23 protein-coding genes are annotated in these 26091 nt (G+C 63.7%); 13 read left to right on the top strand and 10 right to left on the bottom strand.

The window, feature by feature from the left end:
- The first annotated feature begins 6 nt into the window (after positions 1 to 6).
- On the top strand, positions 7 to 1257 hold the full coding sequence (tyrS, locus tag ACERK3_16600; GenBank protein MFA9479905.1) for a tyrosine--tRNA ligase: 1251 nt from the start codon (positions 7 to 9) through the stop codon (positions 1255 to 1257).
- Between the two features lie 73 nt (positions 1258 to 1330).
- Here the strand turns inward: tyrS and ACERK3_16595 are convergent, their stop codons facing one another.
- The 6 genes from ACERK3_16595 to pyrH form a co-directional block, all read right to left on the bottom strand.
- Entirely contained in the window at positions 1331 to 3196 is a 1866-nt protein-coding gene (locus tag ACERK3_16595; GenBank protein MFA9479904.1) for a CHASE domain-containing protein, read from the bottom strand.
- A gap of 220 nt (positions 3197 to 3416) precedes the next feature.
- Entirely contained in the window at positions 3417 to 4175 is a 759-nt protein-coding gene (locus ACERK3_16590; protein ID MFA9479903.1) for a pyridoxine 5'-phosphate synthase, read from the bottom strand.
- Positions 4176 to 4232: 57 nt separating this feature from the next.
- A complete protein-coding gene (locus ACERK3_16585; GenBank protein MFA9479902.1) occupies positions 4233 to 5672 on the bottom strand; it encodes a radical SAM protein in 1440 nt (479 codons plus the stop codon).
- A 55-nt stretch (positions 5673 to 5727) separates the two neighbouring features.
- On the bottom strand, positions 5728 to 9147 hold the full coding sequence (locus ACERK3_16580) for a DUF4159 domain-containing protein (protein MFA9479901.1): 3420 nt from the start codon (positions 9145 to 9147) through the stop codon (positions 5728 to 5730).
- Between the two features lie 169 nt (positions 9148 to 9316).
- Positions 9317 to 9883: a ribosome recycling factor gene (gene frr, locus ACERK3_16575; GenBank protein MFA9479900.1), complete on the bottom strand. Its 567-nt coding sequence runs from the start codon at positions 9881 to 9883 to the stop codon at positions 9317 to 9319.
- Positions 9884 to 10008: 125 nt separating this feature from the next.
- Entirely contained in the window at positions 10009 to 10788 is a 780-nt protein-coding gene (pyrH, locus tag ACERK3_16570) for a UMP kinase (protein ID MFA9479899.1), read from the bottom strand.
- Between the two features lie 204 nt (positions 10789 to 10992).
- On the opposite strand from pyrH, the gene lepA reads away from it, so the two are divergent.
- From lepA to ACERK3_16520, 10 genes are all read left to right on the top strand, one after another.
- Complete coding sequence (gene lepA / locus ACERK3_16565) at positions 10993 to 12804, top strand: translation elongation factor 4 (GenBank protein MFA9479898.1); 1812 nt, start codon at positions 10993 to 10995, stop codon at positions 12802 to 12804.
- Positions 12805 to 12954: 150 nt separating this feature from the next.
- The gene (locus tag ACERK3_16560; GenBank protein ID MFA9479897.1) at positions 12955 to 13848 is read left to right on the top strand and encodes a carbon-nitrogen hydrolase family protein; all 894 of its coding nucleotides are present in this window, start codon (positions 12955 to 12957) and stop codon (positions 13846 to 13848) included.
- A 114-nt stretch (positions 13849 to 13962) separates the two neighbouring features.
- Entirely contained in the window at positions 13963 to 14706 is a 744-nt protein-coding gene (locus ACERK3_16555; GenBank protein MFA9479896.1) for a GNAT family N-acetyltransferase, read from the top strand.
- A 70-nt stretch (positions 14707 to 14776) separates the two neighbouring features.
- Positions 14777 to 15565 (top strand): class I SAM-dependent methyltransferase, encoded by a 789-nt coding sequence (locus ACERK3_16550; protein MFA9479895.1) that lies wholly within the window; start codon positions 14777 to 14779, stop codon positions 15563 to 15565.
- Positions 15566 to 15681: 116 nt separating this feature from the next.
- Positions 15682 to 15984 (top strand): hypothetical protein, encoded by a 303-nt coding sequence (locus tag ACERK3_16545; GenBank protein MFA9479894.1) that lies wholly within the window; start codon positions 15682 to 15684, stop codon positions 15982 to 15984.
- A complete protein-coding gene (locus tag ACERK3_16540) occupies positions 15984 to 16793 on the top strand; it encodes a hypothetical protein (protein MFA9479893.1) in 810 nt (269 codons plus the stop codon). The genes ACERK3_16545 and ACERK3_16540 overlap by 1 nt, the downstream gene beginning before the upstream one ends.
- The gene (locus tag ACERK3_16535) at positions 16790 to 17590 is read left to right on the top strand and encodes a DUF4129 domain-containing protein (GenBank protein ID MFA9479892.1); all 801 of its coding nucleotides are present in this window, start codon (positions 16790 to 16792) and stop codon (positions 17588 to 17590) included. Before ACERK3_16540 ends, ACERK3_16535 begins: the two co-directional genes overlap by 4 nt.
- Positions 17583 to 18860: a DUF4350 domain-containing protein gene (locus tag ACERK3_16530; protein MFA9479891.1), complete on the top strand. Its 1278-nt coding sequence runs from the start codon at positions 17583 to 17585 to the stop codon at positions 18858 to 18860. The genes ACERK3_16535 and ACERK3_16530 overlap by 8 nt, the downstream gene beginning before the upstream one ends.
- A complete protein-coding gene (locus ACERK3_16525) occupies positions 18853 to 19833 on the top strand; it encodes an AAA family ATPase (protein MFA9479890.1) in 981 nt (326 codons plus the stop codon). Before ACERK3_16530 ends, ACERK3_16525 begins: the two co-directional genes overlap by 8 nt.
- Positions 19830 to 21140, top strand: coding sequence for a DUF58 domain-containing protein (locus ACERK3_16520; GenBank protein ID MFA9479889.1), 1311 nt, complete (start codon positions 19830 to 19832; stop codon positions 21138 to 21140). The genes ACERK3_16525 and ACERK3_16520 overlap by 4 nt, the downstream gene beginning before the upstream one ends.
- Before the next feature lie 68 nt (positions 21141 to 21208).
- On the opposite strand, the gene ACERK3_16515 is transcribed toward ACERK3_16520, so the two are convergent.
- From ACERK3_16515 to ACERK3_16500, 4 genes are all read right to left on the bottom strand, one after another.
- Complete coding sequence (locus ACERK3_16515; protein MFA9479888.1) at positions 21209 to 21727, bottom strand: hypothetical protein; 519 nt, start codon at positions 21725 to 21727, stop codon at positions 21209 to 21211.
- 38 nt (positions 21728 to 21765) lie between these two features.
- Positions 21766 to 22359, bottom strand: a complete 594-nt coding sequence (locus ACERK3_16510) for a hypothetical protein (GenBank protein ID MFA9479887.1) — start codon at positions 22357 to 22359, stop codon at positions 21766 to 21768.
- Between the two features lie 21 nt (positions 22360 to 22380).
- Entirely contained in the window at positions 22381 to 23097 is a 717-nt protein-coding gene (locus ACERK3_16505; GenBank protein MFA9479886.1) for an RDD family protein, read from the bottom strand.
- A gap of 62 nt (positions 23098 to 23159) precedes the next feature.
- Positions 23160 to 23963: an RDD family protein gene (locus ACERK3_16500; protein ID MFA9479885.1), complete on the bottom strand. Its 804-nt coding sequence runs from the start codon at positions 23961 to 23963 to the stop codon at positions 23160 to 23162.
- A gap of 77 nt (positions 23964 to 24040) precedes the next feature.
- Here ACERK3_16500 and ACERK3_16495 point away from each other — a divergent pair, with 77 nt between their 5' ends.
- Positions 24041 to 25099 carry a stage II sporulation protein M gene (locus ACERK3_16495; GenBank protein MFA9479884.1) on the top strand — a complete coding sequence of 353 codons (1059 nt, stop codon included), beginning with the start codon at positions 24041 to 24043 and terminating at the stop codon, positions 25097 to 25099.
- A 69-nt stretch (positions 25100 to 25168) separates the two neighbouring features.
- Positions 25169 to 25912, top strand: a complete 744-nt coding sequence (hisA, locus tag ACERK3_16490) for a 1-(5-phosphoribosyl)-5-[(5-phosphoribosylamino)methylideneamino]imidazole-4-carboxamide isomerase (protein MFA9479883.1) — start codon at positions 25169 to 25171, stop codon at positions 25910 to 25912.
- The last annotated feature ends 179 nt before the right edge of the window (positions 25913 to 26091 follow it).

The following is a 26091-nucleotide window of genomic DNA, read 5'->3' as shown; positions in this document are numbered from 1 at the left end:
ATGACGATGACGATCACTGCCAATCTTTACGATGTGCTGGCTGAGCGGGGGATGCTTGCGCAGAGCACGGATGAGAACATTCGCCAGCGGCTTCAGTCGCCGCAGGTGGCGTACAACGGGTTTGATCCGACGGCGGACAGCCTGCATGTGGGGCATCTGTTGCCGGTGATGGGGCTGGCGCATCTGCAACGGTGCGGGCATAAGCCGATCGTGGTCATCGGCGGGGCGACCGCGATGGTGGGCGACCCGTCGGGCAAGACCGAAGCCAGGCAGATGCTCACGCGCGAGCAGATCGAAGCGAACGGGCAGGCGATCGGTGCACAGATCGGTCGGCTGCTGAGCTTTGACGACTCGCCGACCGGGGCGGTGATGGTGAACAACGCCGACTGGCTGGCGGGCAAGGGGTGGATCGAAATGTTGCGCGAAATCGGTGCGCACTTTTCGGTCAACCGCATGCTGAGCATGGAGTCGGTGAAGGGGCGGTTAGAGTCCGGCGGCGGGATCACGTACCTGGAATTCAGCTACATGATCATGCAGGCGTATGACTTTCTGCACCTGCATCGCGAGCACGGCTGTACGCTTCAGTTCGGCGGGCAGGATCAGTGGGGCAATATCGTGATGGGCATCGAGCTTGGGCGTCGGCTGGCCGGCGCGGAGCTTGCGGGGCTGACGCTGCCGCTGGTCACGCGGGCGGATGGGGGCAAGTTCGGCAAGACGGAGGCGGGCACGGTCTGGCTGGACCCGAAGCGGACGTCGCCTTACGAGTTCTACCAGTTTTTCCGCAACACGACTGACGCGGATGTGGGCAAGTATCTTGGCTTCTTTACGTTTCTGCCGACGGACGAGGTGCGCGAGCTGGCGTCGCGTGAAGGCGTGGAGCTGAACGCATCGAAGGAAGTGCTCGCGTACGAAGCGACGAAGCTGATCCACGGCGAAGCGGAAGCGGCGAAGGCGCGCGACGATGCACGCAAGGCGTTCGGCGAGGCGAAGGATGTGACAGGCGATGCGATCCCGCACGCCGAGTTGCCCGCCAGCGAGTTAAGCGAGGGCGTGGGGTTGCTCGCGCTGATGGTGCGGGCGGGGCTGGCGAAGTCCAACGGCGAAGCGCGTCGGCTGGTGCAGGGCGGGGGCGTGCGGTTGCATGATGAGAAAGTGGCCGACGCGATGCGGACGGTGACGGCTGAGGACGTGCAGGATGGCTATGTGCTGATGCGGGTTGGGAAGAAACGGCTGTTCCGGTTTGATGTGAAGGGCTGATGCGCGGTGTGACGGGGCGCGCGGTGCGAGCACCGCGCGCTAAATGTGGTCGGTGTGAGGGTGGGTAGTTGAACTAAGGCGTTGGTGTTGGTGTCGGGGGTGGAGGGGGCGGCGTGGGGAGGCGGAGCGTGACGCGCGTGCCTTGGCCTGGGGCGCTGTTGATGGCGAACTGGCCGTCGAGCAGTTCGAGGCGTTCGCGGATGCTGAACAGGCCGAAGCGTTCGACGGCATTGCCGCGAAGGGCGAGTTTGTCGGCCTCGAAGCCGACGCCTTCGTCCGCGATCGTCAACTCGAGCGTCTGCGCTGTGGGGTCATGCCGCAGTTGCAGTTGAGCTTCGCTGACGCCGGCGTACTTGACCACATTCAACAACGCTTCGCGCGTCGACTCGAAGAGCATGATCTTCACATTGCAGCTCACCAGAGCGTCGATCGTTTCGGCGTCGCCATCAACTTCTATGGCCACGTGCAGGTGATGTTGCTGGCGAATATGGCGGGCCAACCATTCGAGGCAGGTGACGAGGCCGGACTCGTGCAGGATGGGCGGGCTGAGTTCGATCGTCAGCGAGCGCGACGCCTGGATCGCGTCCTGCAGGAGCTGGTCGAGTTCGGTGCTTGTGGTTTGAAGCTCATCGTCGTTCGACGCGGAGTGCATGATCTGTAATCGCATCCGCGCGGCGACGAGCAGTTGCTGGAGATGATCATGCAACGTGCGGGCGAGTCGCCGACGTTCGCGCTGCTCGATGTGGGTCACCTCGGCGGCAAGGCGACGGACCTGCGCGGCCCGGCGTTCGGCGATGGCGGTGCGATCGGCGACGCGCTGCTCAAGCGTTTCGTTCATGTTTCGCAGTCGTTGTTCGGATCGCTGCAACTCTTCGTTGGCTTCGCGCGCGGTGACCCATGCCAACGTCTGTGATCGAGCGAGCACGAACAGCACAAGGCTGGCGAGCAGGCCCGCGCCGAAGGTCGTGGGCACGACGATCGTCCGGGTGGACAACGCTTCAAAGCCAGGCTTGGACTGGAACAGCAGCGTCCACGGCCGACCGGCGAGTTCCACCGTGGCGGTTCGTTCGTATCGCGGCGCGGCGGCCCCCGAGCGCGGTGGTACCGGACTACCGTTGGTGAACTCGAGCGAGGCGGGGTTCAGCAGCAGGCCGTTGTAGACGTAGATGTCGAAGTATCGCTTGGAGAGCGGGTGGAAGATGTTGTCCCAATAGATGTCGGTATCGATCACCATGTACAGATAGCCGATGACTTCGCTTTCGTCGCCGGTCTCTCGGCCGGCGAACAGGTCGTCGTGGAAGACGGGCAGGTACAAGGCGAACTGACGGCTGTCGGGGTTGGGCAACGGCGAATCCGTGGCGGTGGCGAGGGGCCTGGTGCGTGGGATCTCAAGGCGATCACCTAAGGTGGCGGTGTCGAACGTTGTTTGACTGCGCCGCATCGCGGCGCGGCCGACGGAGGTCGCGCCGATGTCGAAGCCCGTGAGATCATCGCCATCCGGTCGAACGGAACGGTAGTAGATTGTCGGGTGCGTTGTTCCAGTGAGGTCGGCGGGCGAACGGGCGGGCCAGATGTCGAGGGAGGGGTTGCGTTTTCGCAGCAGTTTCAAGGCCTGGTCGAGGTCGTCCGGTGAAACTTCAATCGCGAAGCCCACGCCGAGGACCGCGGGGTAACGCTCGGCTAGCCCCATGCTGTCGACGAAGCGATCGAACTCGATTACGGAGACGTGTTCGCTGGAGATAAACAGGCCGCGAAGTCCGCGGAGCATGTTGGCGTGGTTGTAGATTCGTTCGTGGGCATTGTCGTGGGTCTTTTCGACCCACGCATCCACGCGCAGTTCGTCGCGCTGGCGGATGGTGGTGTCCAACTGCACCGTTGCGGCGAGCGTCGCGGTGATGCTCAGCAGACCCACGAGCAGCGGCACGTGGCGTTTAAACATGCTTGCGAAGTTAAATCGTGGTCCAAAAGCCATGCCTGGCATCCAATGGTGTGGGGGGGGGCGGTTCCCCGGTGGGTCGGGTTATTCCCCGGCCGTACGCAGGGCACATTACCTATACGTCAGGCAGATGGGATTGGCCATGCTGAAAGCGGCATTTGCGAAATAATTATGCACGCTGACGTTGAACGCCAGGCGGTGATGCCATCGCAAGACATGAGAATCAACTTGTCGGCAGCAGCGCCAGGTAGGCGCGGACCGTTTCGGCCAGGCCAAGCTCCAAGGCGTCTGCGATGAGGGCGTGGCCTATGGAGACTTCGAGGATGTCGGGGATGGTGAGGAAGCGGGCGAGGTTGTGCAGGTTCAGGTCGTGGCCGCCGTTGACGCCGAGGCCGAGTTGCTGGGCCAATGCCGCGGCGTCGGCGTACTGGCGATGCACCGCCTGGGCTGACGCGGTATCGAGCCCGCCTGCCATCGCGTCGGCGTAGGCTTCGGTGTAAAGCTCGATGCGGTCGGCGCCGGTCTGCGGCACGCGCTCGATGGCGGCGGGGTCCGGGTCCATGAACAGGCTCACCCGGCTGCCGATGGCCTTGAGCTCCGCCACGGCTGTGGTCACCTGCTTGATCTCGGTGTCATCGGCAAGCTGCCAGCCGTGGTCGGACGTCCGCTGGTCGGGCGAGTCGGGGACGAGCGTGCACTGGTCCGGCTTGGCTTCGCGACAAAGCTCCACGTACGCGCCGAGGAAGGGATTGCCTTCGATGTTGAATTCGCGATCCGCCCACGCGGGTTCGTGCAGCATGGCAGCAAGATGGGTGACGTCGTATCGGCGAATGTGCCGCTCGTCCGGGCGCGGGTGCACGGTGATGCCATGGGCCCCGGCTTCGAGAGCGAGGCGCGAAAGCCTCAGCACATCGGGTGTCTCGCCGGTTCGTGTGTTGCGCAGGAGGGCGATCTTGTTGACGTTGACGGAGAGGGTGGTCATGGGGGTATCGTTTTGGGAGGGGACACCGGACCCACGGATTGCCATCCGTGGGCTTTATTAGCGGTTGATTGTGAGGGTGATGGGGGTGTTGTTGTCCGGTTCGTTGCTGTCACAGGGGGTGCTTTCGATGTGCAGCTTTTTCGCGCGGTGTTGGGACCAGTCGGTGACTTTGCGGTCGGGGGCGGTGTTGGTGTTGTGAAGCTTGATGACGTTGTAACGGTTGTCGCGCTGGGCCGGGGTGTAGCCGGCGTCGCGGATGAGGTGGCAGAGCACTTCTTCGTTGAGGCAGTAGGTCGTGCCCGCGGCGGAGACAACGTTTTCCTCCATCATGACGCTGCCCATGTCGCTGGCGCCGAAGTAGAGGCCCATCTGGCCGATCTTCGGGCCCATTGTGACCCATGAGCTGCCGATGGAGTGGAAGTTGTCGAGGAACAGTCGGCTGATCGCCTGCATGCGCAGGTATTCGTTCGCACTGGCACGGCGGACGATCTTGCCGGCCTCGGGCACGGCCGCGTCGCAGGCCGCCTTGGCCATGCCGTCGACTTCGCCGGCGTAGACCTTTTCGGCGAGCACGTCGCCGGCGAAGGGTTCGTCCGATTCGACGTCATACTCCGGCAGTCGGCCGAGCGGTGTGTTTTCGCGCTGGAACGGCCACGAGATGAAGCTGACGTATCGCGCGGGCCAGTTGTGGTTGATGGCCTGGTCCTGTGCATCGCGTAGGCGTTGCATGTGGTCGATGCGGTCGGCGATGCCCTCGATGTGGCCGAACATCATGGTGGCGCTGGTGTGCAGGCCGAGCTTGTGGCAGAGGCGCATGACGGTGAGCCAGTGTTCGGCGCTGGCTTTGCCCTGGCCGGTGCGTCGGCGGACGTGGTCGGCGAAGATCTCACCGCCGCCGCCGGGCAGGGAGTCGAGGCCGGCCGCCATGAGGCGTTTGATGATCGCTTCGCATTTGGCTTCCCACACGTCCTGCGGCAGCTCGCCGGAGCGGCGCGGTGCGGTGGTGGGGAAGCCGTCGATCTCGGCGATGGCGACGAGTTCGGTAATCTCCGGCGGGCTGAAGCCGTGGATGTGCACCTGCGGGAAGTCGGCCTTCATCGCGCGGAGCATTTCTTCGTAGAACTCAATGGGCAGGTCGGGGTTCATGCCGCCCTGGAGGAGGATCTGCGTGCCGCCGATGGCGACGAGCTCGGCGATCTTGCGATGCAAGGTTTCGCGGTCGAGCGTGTAGGCGTCGTCTTCGTCGCCGCGGCGCTTGAAGGCGCAGAACGTGCAGCGGGCGGTGCAGACGTTGGTGTAGTTGATGTTGCGGTCGATGACGTACGTGCGGACCTCCGTGCCGTGAATGCGCTCGGCGACGGCGTTGGCCCATCGGCCGAGGTCGTGCAGCGGGGCTTCGTGGTAGAGGCGCAGGGCGTCGGCGAAGCTGAGGCGGGCTTTGCCTTCAACGACGGCGTCGATGTTCAGTGCTTGTGCAAGGGTGTCGGTGCGGGTCATAGTCGACCCATTTTAGGAGGTTTTGCAGCCGGGTGCAGGGGCGGGCTGTGGCGGGCTATTCGCGTTGGAGGACATCGAGCACGCCGTTGACCATGAGGTTGCGGGCGGACTCGACGCTGTAGCCGTAGATCCCCCAGTGGTTGAGCCCGGCGAGGCCGGCGGTGAGGTCTTCGGTGGAGAAGACGATGGCGGGGCGGTCGTCGATGCGGATCTGGTGCAGACGGGGTGTGGTGGAGCCGCCGGTCTGGATGAGCAGATAGGGGCGGTAGGTGACGCGGCGGTTGTCGTGGCCGCTGTTGAGATCCTGTCCGCTGATGATGCGATCGCGGGAGGCGAGGCGTGTGCCGGTACGGCCAGGTGCGAGTCGGCGTACGAGGGCCTGCACGCCGTCGGACGCTTCGCGTGAGCCGGAGGCGGCGTCGATCCAGAGCGTGCCGCCGGCGTCGACCCAGTCGCGCAGGGCGTCAACTTCTTCGTCGCTCATGTCGATCTCCCCGGTGGTGGTCAGCAGGGCGAGTTGCTGCCCGCTGAGCTCGGTGGGTGAGACGGTTTCATAGCGGAAGTCGACATCATGCTCATTGGCGAGCAGCGTTTGGAGTTGGCTGAGCGCGCCGGGCTCGGGGTCATACTGCCCGCCGTGTCGGATGCGGGCGGCGGCGAGCTGGCGGGTGGGGCGTGCATCGGGGTGGGGTTGAATGTACGTGCGGTCGAGGCGCGATCGGCGGGCGTTGAGGCCGACGGTGTAGAGATAGGTGTTCGAGAGCAGGGCGAAGCTGTCGGAGCGGTCGCGTTCGTTTTTCTGTAGGCCGTCGCCGAGGTCGCGGTTGAAGTAGAGCACGAGCGGCCGGATGTCGTTGGCGATCGCCTGCACGCTGGTTCGGCCGGTGAGGTGCTTGTTGATCGTCATCAGCGGATGGCCGGCGTCGAGCGGTTCGAACTCGCGGCCGGGCAGCAGGCGTTCGCGCAGCTCGCGGAGGCTTTGGTTGAACGCCTGGCCGCCGCCGCCTTCCTGATTGATCAGCAGCATGCCGCCGGCGTCGATGTACTCGCGCAGGTTTTGGACTTCCGCGTCGGAGAAGCTGAATCGGGCGTTGCTGGAAAGGTAGAGAATGGGCGACTCGACCATGTGTGAGATCGGCGCGGTGGGCTCGACGATCTGCCAGGTCGTGTCGTGTTCGTACCAGTCGGTGGCGTATTCGCTGAAGTTCCAGATATCGTGCGGGCGGTTGTTCCACGGGCCGTCGAATTTGAGCTTGCCGACGGCGACCGGGGTGTTGATGGTGGAGAGGTAGAGCAGGGCGAAGCTGCTGGGCATGAGTGGTCCGAGCTGGCCGGACGGGTCACGCCAGAGTCCGTCACGGCCTTGTCGGTTGAGCATCTCGGCGGTGACATCGCGGAACCAGTCGACGCCGCCGAAGCGTCGATGGCCGGTGATCTGGCCGACGCGCTGGATGGTCCACATGTAGTAGTACCAGTCCTCGGCGTTGGGGTCGTCGAGGCGGAAGTTGGCGTCGAGCCAGGCGATGCCTTTGCGCAGCTCGGTGGACATCGCGCCGTTGCTGGTCGGGGCGTGGCGGGTGTTGCTGAGCTGATGTTCAGTGAGGCTGAGGGCGAAGACGCCCGCGGCGGTCATCGGGCCGGTGACGCGATTGTGGTTGGGAATGCGTTCGATTCGGCGTCGCTCGGCGTTGCTCAGCTCGACGTTGAACATGCCCAGCGCCCAGCCGGCGGGCTGGTCGTTGGCGGTTTGTTGCTGAGTGCGTCGCCAGTGGGCATCGACGAGCCGCCAGGTGTTGTTTTCGATGTCGGCTCCTGCGCGATGTGCCCCCGACAGGCCGAGCATGCCGTAGGCGCCGCTGGCATGATCGCCCCATCCGTCGGGTTCGCGCAGGCCGGAGTGCCGTCCCCAGTTGCCGGTCTCTTCCGACAGGCCGCGTTCGAGCATGACACGGTCGCGGTGGACCCAGGGCTGAAACACTCGGCCGGGCATGTGTGAAAGCATCTGCAGCCGCATGCCGCGGTCGTAGGTGAACGGCGGCTCGCCGCTGAGCACCCAGTTGATCCGCTTGAGCAGGCTCGGCTGCTGGTAGCTTTCGCCCGCGGCGAGCATGGCCCAAGCGGCGACGGCGTGGTTGCCCACTTCGTGAATCACGTCATGTCGGTTGTCGTGCCGCTGCACCCGCCGACGCAGGCGCTCCTCCTCGTCGAGCATGTAAGGCGGCTGAAGCTCCGGCCGACGCGGGTTTTGCAGCGCTTCGAGCACACGGCCGATCGCGACGTGCACATCGCGCTCGGTAAAGTTGTCGGCAGTGAAGACGAAGTTGCTCGGGCGGAAGGGCTGCTCACGCGGCCGAGCGGTGGCTTCGTACTGGAACAGCGAGAGCACGGCGGGGTCCTGAAACACGTGGATCAGGTGGAACGCCATGTCCGCGGCGTTGCGGCGCGGGCGGGCCATGTACCACGGCGGGTCTTCTTCGCCGAAGCGGTAGATGCGGAACGAATCGTACTGCCGGGCCATGCGCTCCAGGTTTCGGCTGGCGCGGCGGAGGTCTTCCGCGCCGTAGAGCGCGAGATAGCCGTCGAGCATGGCGTAGTACATGTACTCCATCAGGTCGATGCCGATGTACTGCTGGTTGCCGACCTGTCGACTGATTTCATCAATGACCATCCCCATCAGGTCGGCGTCGCCTGACTGGATGAGGGCATAGATCACGTCGCCGCGAAAATCGCGCACGATCGAGTTGACCTGTCGAACGCGTTCGTTGTAGACCTCGGCCTGCCGATCGCGGACGCGCTCCAGCCGGGCGCGCAGCTCTTCCATGCGAGCGACGATCGGTTCGAGCGTGCGTCGCTGGTCGTCGGACGCCCGTTCCAGCGCCGCGCGGCCGTAGTAGTGATCGCCGAATGGGGGGATGCCGACGGTGATGCGCGACTCGGACCACAGTCGGCGATACTCCTGGCCGAGGTCTTCCGGCTCCCAGCGATACTCCTCCAGCCGAGGTATCTGCAAAGGCGAAGGCAGGCGCTGTGTGAGATTTCGCAGGTTGCGGATCACGCCGTCGGGCAGCTGGTGTTCGCCTGTGTTGTTGAACGTGTCGTACGCTTCGCGAAGCATGTCGCGCACCGGGGGCATGAGATGCCAGCGGATGTACGCGTCGCGATGTTCGTTGCCGGTGAACGAGCCTTGCAGTCGTTCGAGCACGACCGGGCCTGCTTCCGCGCCCCAGCCGCGCAGTGCCGGGTGCGGCCGACGGAAGACGGGGCGTGTGGATGGCGCTTCAAGTTGGTCGAGTTGCTCGGCCTCGGCCTTGAGCTGTTCAATCGCCGTTTCGAGTCGTGCTGCTCGGGCGGCGCGGTCGTCAGCGACGGCCGAGGCGGTCACGCCCGCCCATACGATAAGCATCAGCGTGAGCGATACCGCGCCACGAACGCATGCGCCCCATGGTCGGCCTCGCCGCTGTCGGTCGTCGCCCATGTTGATCACTCACCGTTTGCCGATTGGAATCGCCAGCCTGGCCTGCCCGATCCATAGGCCCCGAGCCAGGCATTCAGCCGTCAGTGTACAGCGATCATCCTACCCGATCGGACGCGGTGAGCCCAGCGGAAAGGCATTATCAACCCACCGCATCTCCCGGTAGACGGCGTCAGATTTCCTGCACCTCTTTGACCTTCGCCTCCACCGCCTGATCGACCTGGCCTTCGTACTTCTTGGTCAGTTCCTGCACGTCGTCCTTGGTTGCGTCCACGGCGTCTTCGGGCACGGGGTTGGACTTGTCCTTGCCGGCCTGGTCGATGTGCTTGTTCGCATCGCGGCGGGCGTTGCGGATGGTTACCTTGGCCTGCTCGCCCATCTGCTTGACGCTCGCGACGAGCTGCTGCCGACGCTCGCCGCTCAAAGCCGGCAGCGACAGGCGGATCTGCTTGCCTTCATTGACGGGATTCAGGCCAAGGCCCGACTTTTCGATGGCCTTGACGATCTCGCCCGAGCTGGTCGCGTCGAACGGCTTGATCAGCAGTTGCGTCGGCTCGGGCACGCTGATGATGGCCAACTGGCGCAGGTCGGTCGGCGAGCCGTAGTATTCGACCTTGATGTAGTCCACGAGCCCGGTGGACGCCCGGCCGGTGCGTACGCCGCGCAGCTCGCCCTTGAGGTAATCAAGGGCTTTGTCCATCGCCTCTTCAGCTTCCAACAGAATTTCGTCAAGGTCCATAGTCGCTTCGCTCCCTGTGGGGAATTGCTAATTTCTAATTGCTGATTGCTGATTGCTGAAGTTGGTGAATGCTCGCGTTGGGCTTGGTCTTAAATCAGCGATTAGAAATCAGCAATCAGCAATTCTCAATCCATCTCCACGCGCGTGCCGTGATTCATGCCTCGCACGACTTCCGCGATGTGGCCGGGCTCTTTCATGTTGAACACCACCACGGGAATGTTGCGGTCCATGCACATGCTGAAAGCGGTGATGTCCATGATCTTGAGCTGCTGTTCGATGGCTTCGCGGAAGGTCAGGCGGTCGTAGCGTTTCGCGTCGCTGTGCTTGTGCGGGTCACGATCGTAGATGCCGTCGACCTTGGTGGCTTTGAGCAGGACGTCCGCGCCGATCTCCGCGGCGCGGAGGCTCGCGGCCGAGTCTGTGGTGAAGAACGGGTTGCCCGTGCCGGCGACGAAGATGACGACGCGGCCCTTTTCAAGGTGGCGAATCGCTCGGCCGCGGATGAACGTCTCGGCGACGGAGGAGAGATTCAGGGCACTGAGCACGCGGGCCGGCTGGCCGAGGTTTTCCAACGCTTCCTTGAGGGCGAGTCCGTTGAGGGCCGTGCCGAGCATGCCCATGTAGTCGGCGGTGGCCTGCTGGATGTGGCCGGCCTGGGCGAGTTGGGCGCCGCGGATGATGTTGCCGCCGCCCACGACGACCGCCAGTTGCGTGCCGACTTTCGCGGCGTCGGCGATCTCGCGGGCGATGATGTCCAGTTCATCGCCGTCGATGCCGAAGTTGCCAGGCTTGGAAAACGCTTCGCCGGAGATTTTCAGCAGGGCGCGGCGATAGCGCGGGGCGGGGGCGGCCGTGTCCGGGCGGGCCGGGTCGGCGTCGGGCTGGTCGGGGGGTGTGCTGGTCATGGTTGGGTGTCGTGGTGGGTCATTTCAGCGGGTATGTGCAGTGGCGTCAAGTTGGGGGCCCGCGCAGGGTTAGCCGTGAAGCGCCGCGGAGCGCGTCGGGTTGGGTGTTATCCACGAAACGCGCTCCGCGGCGCTTCGCGGCTAACGTGCTAGAATAGGCGTCTCCCCGGACCATGGGCCCCCGAACCTTAACGACCGCTACGCATGAACATCCGCAACTTCTGTATTATCGCGCATATTGACCACGGCAAGAGCACGCTCGCCGACCGCATGCTCCAGTTCACCGGCGCCGTCACCGACCGCGAGGCCCGCGAGCAGACGCTCGACGATATGGACCTCGAACGCGAGCGAGGCATCACCATCAAGGCCTCCGCGGTGTCGGTCAAGCATGTGCACAACGGCGACGACTTCCTGCTGAACTTCATCGACACGCCCGGCCACGTTGACTTCCATTACGAAGTCTCGCGCGCCCTGCTCGCGTGCGAAGGGGCGATCCTCGTCGTCGACGCATCGCAGGGCGTCGAGGCGCAGACGGTCGCCAATGCGTACATGGCCATCGAAGCCGACCTTGAAATCATTCCCGTCATCAACAAGATCGATCTGCCCAGCGCCCGGCCGGAGGAGATCGCGCTGGAGATGGAGCAGACGCTCGGCATCCCGGCGGACGACTGCATCTTCACCTCCGCCAAGACCGGACAGGGCATCGGCGAACTGCTGGCCGCCATCTGCGATCGGCTGCCCGGCCCCAAGGGTAAGACCGAAGCCAAAACGCAGGCGCTCATCTTCGACAGCGAGTATGACGACTATCGCGGCGTGATCACCTACTTCCGTATGATGAACGGCAAGCTGCAGGTCGGCGACCGCATCCGCATGATGGGCACCGGCCGAGTCTTCCCCATCGTCGACATCGGCAAGTTCACGCCGAAGATGACCAGCTACAAGCAGCCGATCGAAGCCGGCGAAGTCGGTTACATGGTCGCCAACATCAAGACGCTCGACGACGTCAACATCGGCGACACCATCACCCGCGACACCGACCCCGCCCCCGAGCCCCTGCCCGGCTACCGCGAGCCGCAGCAGATGGTCTTCTGCGACTTCTACCCGTCAGGCGATACGAAGTTCGACGAGCTGCGCGACGCCATCGACCGGCTGCACCTCAATGATGCGAGCTTCACCTATCAGCCAACATCCAGCGAAGCGCTGGGCTTCGGCTTCCGCTGCGGCTTCCTGGGCATGCTCCACATGGACATCATTCAGGAAAGGCTTGAGCGCGAAGGCAATGTCGGCATTGTCCAGACCGCGCCGACCGTCACGTATGAGGTGGTCAAGACCGGCGCTGCGTCGCAGAACAGCGAACGCGTCATGCAGATCACCAACCCTTCCGACCTGCCGGACCCCTCGCAGATCGCGGAGGTGCGCGAGCCGATTGTCGATATTGAAATCATCACGCCTAACGACTGCATCGGCGACCTGATGCGGCTGTGCGAAACCCGGCGCGGGCAGTACGTCAGCCAGACGTACCTTTCCGACAGTCGGCAGATTCTCAAGTACGAGCTGCCGTTGGCGGAAATCATTTTCGACTTCTACGACAAGCTGAAGTCGATCACGCGTGGCTACGGCACGATGGATTACAACATCAAGGGCTTCCGCAAGGACAGCCTTGTGAAGATGGACATTCTGATCAACGGAACGCCGGTGGATGCGCTGTCCGTGATTGTTCATAAGGACAAGGCCGACCTTCGCGGGCGATCGCTGTTGAAGCGGTTGAAGGAAGAGATCGACCGCCACATGTTCGAGATTCCGCTGCAAGCGGCGATCGGCGGCAAGATCATCGCCCGCGAGTCGATCAAGGCGATGCGCAAGAACGTCACCGCCAAATGCTACGGCGGCGACGTGTCGCGTAAACGCAAGTTGCTGGAGAAACAGAAAAAGGGCAAGGAGCGCATGAAGCGCATCGGTACGGTCGACATCCCGCAGGAAGCGTTCATGGCAGTGCTCGATCCGGGGGACAGTTGATCCGGTAGCTTTCTGAATGATCGACGGATTTGCCACGAAGATACGAAGGTCACGAAGAGAGCACGAAGGAAGGCAGAAGATGGTTTTGCTTTTTTTTCGATTTCCCTTCGTGCCTTCGTGGTTTGCCTTGAACTGAAACGGACAGGACCAATGATGAACCGCATCCGCGTCGCCAGCTTGCAGTATTTCATTCGGCCGGTCGAGCGCTTTGAGGAGTTTGCCGACCAGGTGTCGGCCCTCGTCTGGACGGCGGCGGACTACAAGTGTTCGCTGCTGGTGTTTCCGGAATACTTCACTTGCCAATTGCTCACGCTCAACAATATTCATCGGCCGATCAAGGAACAGATCCGCCACCTTGCGGCGTTGGAAGATGAGATTGTCGAACTCATGCGCGGCCTCGCGCGAGAGAGCGGGCTTTACATTGTTGGCGGTACGCTGCCGGCCGTCGATCCGCCGGACATGGAGACGGTTTATAACGAATGCTACCTGTTCAGCCCGAACGGGGATTGGGACGTGCAGGGCAAGCTGCACATGACGCGGTTTGAGAAGGAAGAGTGGTGCATCTCGCCACACGACAAGTTCAAGGTCTTCGACACGGCTTTGGGCAAGATGGCGATCACGATCTGTTACGACGTGGAGTTTCCGGAGCTGGCGCGGGCGGCGGCTCGGCAGGGGGCGTACATTCTGATCGTGCCTTCGTGCACCGATGAACGGCAGGGGTTTTTGCGTGTGCGGTATTGTGCCGCGGCGCGGGCGATTGAGAATCAGATGTATGTGATTCATTCGGGCACGGTGGGGTCGCTGCCGCAAGTGCCTGCCGTGTCGTTGAATTATGGGCAGGCGTCGATTCTTTCGCCGAGCGATTTCGCGTTCGCGCGCGATGGCATTGTGGCGGAGGGGATTCCGAATCAGGAAAGCATGGTGATTGCCGAGCTCGACATCGATAGAATCAGAGAGAGCCGGGAGATGGGTACGGTGCTGCCACTGACCGACAGCGTAAGCAGTGCCGAGGTCGCCGCTTCGCTGGAAGTCGTGCGGCTGTAGGGTCGGCTGCTGGCTGACTGAACTTTTGAACCCGGCAGCCTCGCGCGAAGTGTGCGGGGCGATCGACAAGGCCCTCGCGGTGTTCCGGAGCGGCGAGGTGAGATTCGCATTTTTATGTGTACCGACATCAATCTGTCGACGGTCAACGCCAATCATCCCCACGTTACCGTTCGCAACACGCGATCGGAGGACATCGAACCCATCGTCGCGATGAGTCGACTTGTCTACGGCCAGAAGCGCAAGCAACGCTGGCTGCCTGAAGAGCTGCTGTCGCATTTGCGCGTTTTTCCGCAGGGCCAACTCGTGGCGGTCGATCGCGATTCGGGCGCGGTCGTCGGCATGGCAGCGAGCCTTATCCTGCTCTGGGACGACTACGAAACCAGCGATACGTGGATGGACTTCACCGGCGGCGGTACGTTTGACACACATGACCCCGAAGGGCGAACCCTCTACGGCGCGGAAGTCATGGTGCACCCCGACCACCAGGGGAAGGGGATTGGTAAAGCGCTTTACGCGGCGCGGCGGGAGCTGTGTCGCGTGCTCGGCCTGCGGCGAATCCGCGCGGGGGCGCGCCTGCGCGGCTACCACGGTCACGCGGACGAGCTGACGCCGAGGCATTACGTTGCCAAAGTCATGTCGGGCGAACTGGGTGACCCGACGCTGAGCTTTCAGCTCAAGCAGGGGTTCAAGGTGCTCGCGGTCGTGAGCGATTATCTCGATGACGACGAGGACAGCCTCGGCTACGCGGCGCTGATCGAGTGGATCAACCCCGAGGTTGCGCGCCCCGAAGACATCGCGGGCCAGGGCAAGAAGTTTGAACGCCAGTTGCAGGACGACACGGCCGGCTCGGATATCTGAGGGTGTCGGGAGGTTGCGTTGAGGTTGAGTTGAGATTGCTTGTTTGCGTTTGCAAGGGTGCTGGACTTTTATGCCGACTTACGAGCCTTCTGACTGGTACCGGACGCCGCTTTATTACGACATTATTTTTGATGAAGGCACGCGGCGGGAGGCGGATTTTCTGCAGGCGGTATTTGAGTGGTACGGCGGCGCGGCGGTTGGGCGGGTGCTGGAGCCGGCTTGCGGGACGGGTCGGTTGATGGCGGAACTCGGTCGGCGGGGGTGTGAGGTAAGCGGTTTCGATGTGAGCTTGCCGATGCTCGAATTCGCCGGCGGACGGCTTGATGATGCGAACGTGGCGGGTGAGTTGAAGCAGGCTCGACTTGAGCGTTTTCACTATCGCAAGCGGTTTGATTTCGCACACTGTCTGGTGAGCACGTTTCTTTATCTGGCTGACGAGGCGGCGGCGCGCGACCATTTGCAACGTATGGCACGGTCGCTTCGGCCGGGCGGTGTTTATGTGCTGGGGCTGCATCTGACGGATTACGATGACCGCGGGCGGACGCGCGAGCGATGGGTCGGCCAGCGTGATGGGGTTGACGTGGTTTGTAACGTTCAGGCCTGGCCTGCGGACCGTCGCAAGCGTGCCCAGCAGGTCCGCAGCAGGCTGGTGGTGCAGGCGGACGGCGCGACGCGGCGGTATCAAACGCAGTGGACTTTCCGAACCTACAGCGAGAGGCAGTTGCGGCGGCTGCTGGCGTCCGTGCCGACGCTGGAGCATGTGGCGACGTACAACTTTCATCATGACGTTGAGCAACTGGTTTCGCTGGGCGATGGTGAGCTGGACAAGGTGTTGGTCCTGCGTCGTCGGGACGGATGAGGTGAGGTTGGGAAGGTCGGTTGGCGAGGGCATCGCGTATAATGCGGCCGACGTGGGCATGATCTGAGTTTTGTTCGATTGCCGGTGATGGCCTGGTGAGGCGGGGAGTGGGTCGGATGGCGTCGATTCAGCGTCACTGTTACAACCACCCGGGCCGACGCGCTATTGGCGTGTGCGTGGTGACGAGCAACCCGATTTGCGCCGAGTGTTCGACGCGCTACGAGGGCGTGAACTATTCGCGTGAGGGGTTGGAGCAGTTGAAGGCTCGGCGGGCGGCGGCGTCGGCCGCGACCGGCAGGGAGCGGGTGGTGAGTGTGGCGATGGTGCTGCTGAGTCCGGTGCTGCTGGGCGGGTTGTTTGTTTTCTATTGGCTGGCGTTGCGGCTGATGATCGACATGCTTCAGATGGAGGTGGTGTGATGGCCGACGCGTCGCCGCCGCCTTGGTTGCCGTTCGGCCGCGGCTCGGCGCTGTCGCCGTTGGACGCCGCCGCTGCGCTGGTGCGCGAGCGCGGAAGTGAGCTGTTGCCGATTTACGTGCTCGCGGTGATTCCGTTGACAGCGGCGGCGTGGGTGGCGATCGATGCGGTGACAGCGGAGGACCGCTCGGCGCTGCCGTTGGCGGCGGGGCTGCTTGCGGGGAGCCTGTTGTGGCGATGGGCGTGGTTGAGCGTGTTGCAGCAGCGCGTGCAGGTGTCGTTGCGCGGTCGGCTGCCGACGTCGCTGCGGCGGCGGTGGGCGGGGGTGCTGGGCATCCGGCTGGTGGCGGCGACGTTGATGACGTGGGGGCTGTTTCTTTTCATGCTGCCGGTGGTGGGGTTGTTGCTGGGCAGTTTTATTACGCCCGCGCTGCTGGAAGGCGATCAGCGGACGCTGCCGACGGCGGGACAACTGCTGCGCTGGCTTGGTGGCGCGGTGGGTCGGGTGAGTCGTGTGCTGACGGCGGTGGTGGTGATGGGGCTGGTGCTGCTGGTGGGCGTGATGGTGTTGCAGTGGTTTGTGGTGATGCTGGTGCTGCCGAGCTTGCTGGGCATTGAGACGACGGACCTGGCGTTGACGATGGAGAGCCCGGTGTGGTGGATGGGCAGCGTGTTTGCGGTGTGGCTGATGATGGATTTTTTCTGGACGATCGCGGCGGTGCTGGTGTATTACGATGTGCAGGCGAAGCGGCTGGGCAGCGATCTGCACTGGCGGTTGGTGCGCCTTCAGGAAGGGGACGCATCTTCGTGAGGTTAGCGGCGCTGCTGATGATGGCGATCATGCTGCTGGGCTTCGCGTCCGCGAAGGCGGGGGCGGAGGTGGATGCGGCGGCGCGGGGCGGCCCGACAGATGATCCGCGGGCACATCTTCAGCAGATTAAAGAAGACCCGCTGTTCACGCGCTGGCAGCGGCGCGAAATGCGTGCACAGGGGGGCGAGCGAAGCGAGCTTTGGTTCAGCCAGCAATGGAACGACCTGCGGACGTGGATCGGCGATGCGCTCGACCGGCTGTTCGCTCGGCAGCGTGCACGAAGCTGGTTCGGCGAAGGGGCGGGCGAGGGATTGGGTACGTTGATGCGCTGGTTTGGCGTGGTGCTGGCGGGTGTGCTGCTGCTGTTCGTGGTGTTGACGGTGGTGCGGCTGTTGCAGGAACGAAGCGCTGCGGAGCAGGCGACGCCCGTGCGGCGGTCGCGAATTCGCGATGCACTGGAAAGCGGCGAAGCACTGGCGGCGGGCGGGTCGGAATGGATGGGGGAGGCGGAGCGGCTGGCGGGCGAGGGGGACCTTCGGCTGGCTTATCGAGCGGTTTATCTGTCGCTGCTGTCGGGGTTGCATGAGCGGAAGAAGATTGACTTTCGTCGGCATCGCACGAACTGGACTTACGTCCGGCAGTATCGGGGCGCGGATCGTGAGCGGTCGGTGCTGGCGGAACTGACGGCTACGTTTGATGAGACGTGGTACGGGCAACACTTGCCGGAGCGGTCGCGTTACGAGCAGATTCGCGAGCGGGTGGGCATGCTGATTTCGGGGGAGGCGGCCGATGGGTAAGCGGGCGATGTTGTGGCTGGCGGTGCTGGTCGTGCTGGCTGGGGGATGGGCGTTTTACGAGCTGGCGGTGTACGCCAGTCGTGGCGGTGAGCATACGCCGTTGTATTCGGTACGTCGATACGACCCGTACGGCACGGCGGCGCTGCATCGGTTGCTGGTGGAACGCGGGCAGGCGGTGTCACTGCTGGAACGGCCGCGGCTGGACGATGGGGCGAGCGGTGTGCTGTTGCAGACGCTGCCGATGCCGCGACGCGAGCGGCGAACGAGCGTGGGGAGTGATGTGTACGCGCTGCCGACGAGTCACATGGCGGACTGGATTGCTGAGGGGAATACGGTGGTGCAGTTGACGCGTCATCGCACGGAGTTGATGCGCGAGTTGGGCGTGCCTCGGCCGACGGATGCATGGGCGGATGGTGAGGGTTACGAGGCGATTGAGCATCATCAGCGTCGCGGCGGGTTGCCGAGCGAGCAGCCGATACCGCGAACGCCGGCGGCGTCGGTGGATGAAGATGATGATCGGCGAATGATGCTGCGCGGGCCGGTGTACTGGTCGGCGGATGCGGCGGATGAGTCGGATGAGTCGACAGATGAGGCGGATGGTGAGGCGGGGAGATGGACACCGTTATGGCGTAGCGGCGAGCGCGTCGTGGTCGGCGAGGTGAGGCATGGGGAAGGGCGGTTGGTGGTGGTTGGTTCGCCGACGCTGGTGCTGAATGATGGATTGGAGCAGGCGGACAATCTTGCGGTTGTGTTGGAACTGCTGGGTGATCAGCCGGTGATATTTGATGAGTGGTCGCATGGCGTGGGTCATATCGGCACGGTGATGGGGCTGATCCGCGGGTTTGGTTTGATGCCGGTGGTGGGACAGATTTTGTTGATCATGGTGGTTTATCACTGGGGGACGCGCGGGCGTTGGCGGGCGGAGTTGGCGGGCCCGCCACGCAGTCGGTCGAGCGTGGAACAGGTGCAGACGCTGGGTCGGCTATACAGTGAAGCGCTGGGGCTGGAGGATACGACGCGGCGGACGGTCGCGGAGGTGTATCGTCGACTGGGGCAGGCGTGGCGGTGTGAACCGCAGCGATTGCGCGAGCGCGGCGGGCGACGGATCGACCCGTTGGACGATCAGATGCTGGCGTTGCTCGATCGGGCGGACGCGATCGTGGATCGCATGCAGGCGGGCGCGGCGGGCAAGGCGAACGTGGTGGAGCGTGAGCTGGCGGCATTGTTGAACGAATCACACGAACTGATAAGGAAACGCAAGCGTGGATGAACAGGTGATAGAAAAGCTCACGCTGGAGGACGCGGCCGACCGACTCGGGTCGCTGCGCGAACAGTTGTCGAAGGTGATTCACGGGCAGCGCGCGGTGCTCGACCAGTTGTGCGTTGCGCTGCTTTGCGGCGGGCATGCGCTGTTGGAGGGCAGCCCGGGCACAGCCAAGACGTTGACGGTGCGGGCGCTGGCGATGGCGATGGATTGTCGTATGAAGCGCATCCAGTTTACGCCTGACCTGATGCCGTCGGACATTGTGGGCACGAACACGTACAACCTGCACACGCAGACGTTCGAGCTGCGGCCGGGGCCGATCTTCACCGACCTGCTGCTGGCGGATGAGATCAACCGTGCGCCGGCGAAGACGCAGGCGGCGCTGCTGGAAGCGATGAGCGAACGGCATGCGACGATCGACGGCGAGCGTGAGTTGTTGTCGCCGGTGTTTACCGTGTTCGCAACGCAGAACCCGATCGAGTTTGAAGGCACGTATCCGCTGCCGGAGGCGCAGCAGGATCGTTTTCTACTGAAGATCCCCGTGCCGTATCCGGACGTTGATGCGGAGCGCGACATGCTGCAGGCGGTGCATCGCGGTGAAGCGCCGGAGCGGCTTGAAGCGCGTGGCATCGAGCCGGTGATGACGGTGGCGGAGTTGCAGGCGATGCAGCGGCAGTTGGTGGATGTGCAGGTTGAGCCGGGGGTGATGGATTACCTGCTGACGCTTTGCCGAGCGACGCGCGAGCATGACCTGCTGCTGATGGGGGCGAGCCCGCGTGCGGCGATTCATCTGCTTCAGGCGAGCAAGGCGAGTGCGCTGTTGAGCGGTCGGGATTATGTGATCCCCGACGACGTGGTGAAGATGTTTACGCCGGTGATCGGCCATCGGCTGGTGCTGTCGGCCGAGGCAGAGGTCAGCGGGGAAGATGCGGGTTCGGTGCAGGAGCAGATCCTCGATCAGACGGACGTGCCGCGATGACCGTGCCCAGCCGAGTCGTGTTGTGGTTGCTGGTGGTGTTGGCAGGCGTGCTGCTGGCGTCGGCGGTCTTGCCGGGGCTGCTGTGGGTCGGGCTGGCGGGCAACGCGGCGGTGCTGTTGGCTTGCGTGATGGAAGGGGCGTGGCTGGGTCGGCAGGATGTGCGGGTGAGTCGATGGTGGGATCGGCGGGTGCAGATCGATCGGCCGACGTCGATGCATGTGAGCATTGAAAACCGCTCGCGGCGGCGGATGGTCGTTGCATTACGGCAGGTCTGGCCGACGGATGTGGAAGCGGTGGGCGGGCGGGCGCAGGTGACGCTCGCGCCGGGCGAGCGGGCCGAGGTTGAGTTGACGTTCACCGCGCGGCGGCGTGGGCCGATTGCGTTTCAGCCGGTGGAGGTGGAGGCTGCGTGGCCGTTGGGCCTGGCGAAGCGGCGGTGGACGGCCGGCGGGACGGAACAGGTGACGGTCTTTCCCGATCTGCAAAGCTTGTGGACTTATGAGCGGCTGCGGCGGAGCCGGGCGCTGCGTCATTTCGGCATTCATGCGCAGCGGATGGTCGGGGCCGGCCGAGAGTTGGATCAACTTCGCGACTATCTGCCTGATGACAATTATCGCGACATCAACTGGAAGGCGACGGCTCGGCGGATGACGCCGATCACCACGGTCTATCAGACGGAGCGCAGTCGGGACGTGCTGTTGTGCGTGGATTGCGGGCGGATGATGGGTGAGCCGGTCGGCGGGGGCACGGTGCTGGACCGTGCGGTGGATGCGGCGGTGCTGCTGGCGCACGCGGCAACCCGGCAGGGCGATCGCATCGGGCTGATGCGATTTGGCAGCCGAGTTGATCTGTCGTTGAAGCCGACGTCTGGCCGAGTGGGGGTGCAGAAGGTGATCGAGGGGTTGGTGTGGGCTTCGCCGCAGCCGGTGTTCGCGTCGTACCCGGCGCTGGTGAGCGAAGTAAGGCGTCGGCAGAACCATCGCACGCTGATCTTTCTGTTTACAAGTCTGAACGACCCGCAGCTAAGCGGTGAGCTGGCGCGGTTCGTGCCGCTGTTGAGTCGACGGCATCTGGTGGTGGTGGTGAGTTTGCGTGATCCGTTGTTGGATCAGACGGCCGAGGGCGGCGCGGACGATCGCGAGCAGGTGTACGACGTGCTCGCGGCCCGGCAGTTGGCGGATGAACGCAACGCGCATTGCCGAGCATTGAGCAAGGCGGGGGTGCATGTGCTGGAAGCGGACGCGCAGGGCCTGCAACTGAAGATCATCAACGAATACCTGTCGATCAAGAGTCGGCAGTTGTTGTAGGGCGAGGCAGGATTGGGTGAGCTGACGCCCACGGATTTAATCCGTGGGCTTCCAAGCGCATCCGAGATTCATGTCTGATCCGTATCCGGTGCGTTCATATCCGGTGCGTCCACAACCGGTGCGTCCACATCCGGCGCGTCCATATCCGGTGTTGATTGCGTGGCAGCTCGTATATGGTCGAGCAGACGATCGCGGAAGCGGTTGACGCGGCGCGGTGCGAGAATGCCGGCGTAGACGCGCGTCTGGCCGTCGTCGCGTTCAAGTTGAATGTAGGTTCGGCGGTAGATGATCTGCCTGAAGAGGAACAACAGCAGCACGCCGAACAGCACCCCCCCGACGGCCAGGCCGGTCGGGGTGTGGCCGGCCGTGCCGATCACGATGCCTGTCGGTGTGCCGAGGACCAGGACTGTCGTGATCATTCGGTCCCACGGCAGTCGCCGCCAGATGATCAGGCTTGCGAGGCGGTCGTAGCGATATCGGCGGATGGCATCGCTGGTTGTTTCGTGTTCGAACGCGAGCAACTCGTGCTCGTCGAGCATGAGGCTTTGCCGGTGAAACCAGCCGGTGCATCGCAGATCTACGCCCATGGGCTTGCCTTTCTCAACGGCCAAGCGTTTGTACGCATTTAGAAACTGACGAATATCAACGTGACGAACGCTGTGATCATCAGGCTCACCGCCGCGAACGTCACCGCGCCGGTGACGACGTGTCCGATGCCGACCAACTGGCGGTAAAGGGGATCGTCGCGTCGCAGTTGAACCATTTTGACGAAGTACACCGCCGCGGCGATGAGCGCGACCGGCGCCATGAACCAGCAGAACGGCACGAACATCAACACGATCATGGTGGTCATAACCCGGTCCGGCCGAGGCAGGTCTCGGCGAACATGTTCGCCCAATGATTCGATGCCCACGCGGTTGACGTAGGCGGCGCTGTACGTCTGCCCGCCGGTTTCGATTGCGCACAACGAGCAGATGTAATCGCCCGTGCCGGCGCAGACTGTCTCGGCCTGCTTGGTGGGATGGTGCACGCAGGTCGCGTCGTCCGGCAGGGCTTCCTGCTGCACGTCGACCTGCATCGGTGGCGGGTCAAAGGCGTAGGCCTCCCCCTGCCAGTTGCAGTTGGGGCATGCAGCGTGCGGCTGCTCCCATGGCGGCGGGTCAAATGCAGCCGAGCAGCGCGGGCAATGGATGGGTCGATCCGGGGCAGCGGTTTGCATGTGCAGGCAGGCTCCGGCCGATTACTCGATGCGAACGACGCGCGTGCCGGTCAGCCGATCGTGCACGGCACGTTGCTGCTGACGGTCGAGCAGGGCGAAGATCACGTTGACAATGAAGAACGCGGCGACCGCCAGGTTCAACGCCATGCTCGCGGCCTCGGCGACCATGGCGTGGACCATCGCGGCGAGCATCGCGAGCGCGGGCAGGTAGTTGATGCCGGTGTAGATCATCGCGCGCCAGAAGGCCTGCTTCATGCTGATCGGGTTGCCATCTTCGTTGACGAGCTTGACGCGGCCGGCCATCTTGCCCACGGACTGGCCGTAGTAGCCGTGCATGAGCGTGAAGTAGAGCACGCCGGCGGTGGTGGTCAGCAACGTGGCCACGCCGGTGATGATGATCTCGCCGGGGTTTTGATACTCATCGGTGAATATGTCCGCCATACCGAGGCCGGCCATGACGAACACCGGAATCATGATCACGATTGCGACGATGTACATCAAAATGCCATCGACGAACATGCAGCCGAACCGTCGCAGTACGGTGGGGCGTACGAGTTCGCCGGGCAGTGCTTCGCCGGCTTCCATCCGCTGCATGAGCGTTTGTTTGCCCGCGGGCCCGACGCGATAGCCGTGCAGTACGACTGTTTCGTCGATAGGCAGTTCTTCGCCGGTCACATCACATCGCACGAACGTCCCCGGCTCCGCTGCTGGCTGGGCCAGCTCTTCGCGATCGTTCATCAGTGATTCCTTTATGGAAAGGGCCCCGAATGCATGCATGAGTCTGAGACAAGCTAATGTGTTCAGCCGGCGGCGTCCAGTGTTTTGTGGCCGGGAAGCGTTGCCTTTTGCGTGTTCGGCTGGTTCAGCGTCGTCGCGCCGGCTTGCAGCAGCAGGGCGAGGTTGAGCACGGTCTGCTCATCGCTGAGATGGTCCAGGCCTTCGGGCAGGTTGTAGCGATGGCGGAAGTAGGTTGCCGCTTCTGCGAAAAGGGCTTCGCGTCGGCCGCGGTCGAGTTGGTCCCGCCGCATCATCAGATCAAAGAGCAGGTCGCGTTCTTCGCGGCTCACTCGGCCGAGCACGCGCTGGCGGAGGCGGGCGTCCTGCATGAAGCTGTTGTCTCGCGATGCTGCGGCGAGCAGGCCGGCGGGCAGCTCGGTGCGGACGTCGCGGACGACGAGCGTCTCGGCGGCGAGATCGCCCAGCCGACGGTGGTAGCGGTCGATCCACGCGACCGTGCCGCCGAGCACCATCATCATGGGCAGCGTGTCGATCGAGCGAAGCAGGTTGCGGATCATCACGTCGGCGAAGCTCAACTGCGCGCCGCTGGCGGGGATCACGCGCAAGCCGAGCAGCCGTTTGCCCGGCGACTGCCCGGCCTGGCGCAGCTCGAACCAGGCGTAATAGCCGAAGTCGAGCACGAAAATGCTGACGAACACCGCGGCGAGGCTCAACTGGCCTGCGCTGCTCAATGCGAACACGAACCCCAGCCGCGCTGCCCAGAGGATCAATTGATCGACCACCCACGCCATCGCCCGGCTCATCAGGCCCGCGACTTCGTAGCGAAACTGGACCTGCTCGGGCGTGGTAATCTGATATTGTCGCACGGTCGGCGGCTCTCGTGGGAATGGGCGAATCAGGTGAATCTTGTCCATCCTCGGCCGGGATGTCAAAATCAGCAGCTATGGAACTGAACCAATTCATCCGCCAGCGACGCCCGCGATGGGAACGCCTCGACGTGTTGCTGACCCGGCTTGAAGAAAAGGGGGCGGACGGGCTCGCTCCCGAGCAGGTGGATGAGCTGTTTTCACTTTATCGGCTGACGTCCAGCGACCTGAATATCGCGCAGACACAAACCGCCAACCCCGCGCTGCTCGAATCGCTCGAGCACCTGGTCGGCCGAGCTTACGCGCAACTGACCGTGCCACGGCGGGTGCAGCCGTTTCGCGCGTATTGGCGCATCATTCGACACACGTTCCCCGCGCTGATGCGACGTGAAAAACGGCTGCTGGGACTGGCGACGCTCGGCATGCTGACGGGCATGCTGTTCGGCTTTCTGGGGACGATGATTCACCCGGACACGTCGCTGGTTTTCATCTCCGCGTTTCCTTATCACCTTGAGCAGAGCCCGGCCGAGCGGGTGGCGAACCTGGAGGCGATGGAAGCGGAGGGCGTGTCGCAGATTCAGACGGCTGGCGATCATGCAAACTTTACGGCACAGTTGATGACGCACAACATCCGCGTGACCATCCTCGCGTTCGCGCTGGGGCTGACGTTCGGCGTGGGGACGATGATCGTCCTGTTCTACAACGGCTGCATCCTGGGGAGCCTGGCCTACCTGTATTACGATGATCAGCAGATGCTTTTCTTTCTGGCATGGATTGGCCCGCACGGCGCGATCGAGTTGCCTTGCATCCTGTTCGGCTGCACCGCGGGCTTCATGCTCGCGCGGGCGCAACTGAATTTCGATGGCGGCTCGTTGCGACAGCAGCTACGCGCGATGCGCCCGTCGCTGGTTCATATCCTCGTCGGCGCTGCGACGCTGCTGGTGATCGCGGCGGTGATTGAAGGCGGCTTCAGCCAGATCAACGAGCCGACGCTGCCTTATGCGCTGAAGGTCGCGGTGGCGGCGTTGTTGTTTGTGGCGTTGCTGGCGTATCTGTTTGTGATGCCCGTCGCGCCGGGGGCTGGTGATCGGTCGGGCGATCTCGTGGGGCGAGGGGGGGGCGTGCCGCGCGTGTGATTGCCTGCGCGAGTGGTTTGCTCTATGTTGCCCGGCTCGATGTTTCTATTGAATGAAAGGCCTTATCGCATGCACCTATTCCCCGCCATCGATCTTCGCGGCGGCCGTGTCGTTCGGCTAAAGCAGGGCGACTACGGCCAGCAGACCACCTATCACGCCGACCCGGTCGAGCAGGCGAAGCACTTCGAGGCCGCGGGGGCGACGTGGCTGCATGTGGTGGATCTCGACGGCGCTCGCGAGGGGCGGGTGGTCCACCTCGATGTGATTCGGCGGATCTGCCAGGAGACGAACCTCAAGGTGGAAGTCGGCGGCGGCGTGCGGCGGGAAGGGGCGATCGACCGCCTGCTCCAGGCGGGCGTGTTCCGCGTCATCCTCGGCACGGCAGCGCTGCAGCAGTGGAACTGGTTCGAGGGGCTGATGGGCAATCCGACCTATCGCGGCCGACTGGTGCTCGGGCTCGATGCACGCAAGGGCATGCTGGCGGTGTCGGGCTGGGAGCAGACGACGCAGATGAGCGCCGTGGAGATTGCCCAGCAGGTCAGCGACTGGCCGTTGGCGGCGATCGTGTATACCGACATCGCGACGGATGGGACGATGAAGGGGCCGAACATCGAAGCGACGCGGGCGATCGCCGAGGCGACGCACACGCCGGTGGTGGCGTCGGGTGGCGTGGGGACGCTGGCTGACCTTGCGGCGCTGCGCGAGTTGCCGATCCAGGGGGCGATTGTGGGCGTGGCGTTGTACGAGAACAAGTTTACGGCCGAGCAGGCGATCGCCGTGCTTGAGCGGGGTGAGGCTGTGGCGGGTGAGTGAGGGTGGGGGTGATGGCGTGGGTGAGTGAGGGGCGCCCCACCGTGGGCGGCGGGGCTAATACGGTTTCGAGTTATTTCCAGCGCGTTTTCCCACTCCCTCTCCCTCCCAGGGAGAGGGCTGGGGTGAGGGTGAAACGGTTCCGCAGTCGAGACCCAACAGCATGCTGCGTCGCGGATGGT

Source organism: Phycisphaerales bacterium AB-hyl4 (assembly GCA_041821185.1).
Classification (GTDB): domain Bacteria; phylum Planctomycetota; class Phycisphaerae; order Phycisphaerales; family Phycisphaeraceae; genus Natronomicrosphaera; species Natronomicrosphaera hydrolytica.
The sequence above is the reverse complement of the archived record's forward strand: the minus strand, read 5'-3'. Positions and strand labels throughout refer to the sequence as shown.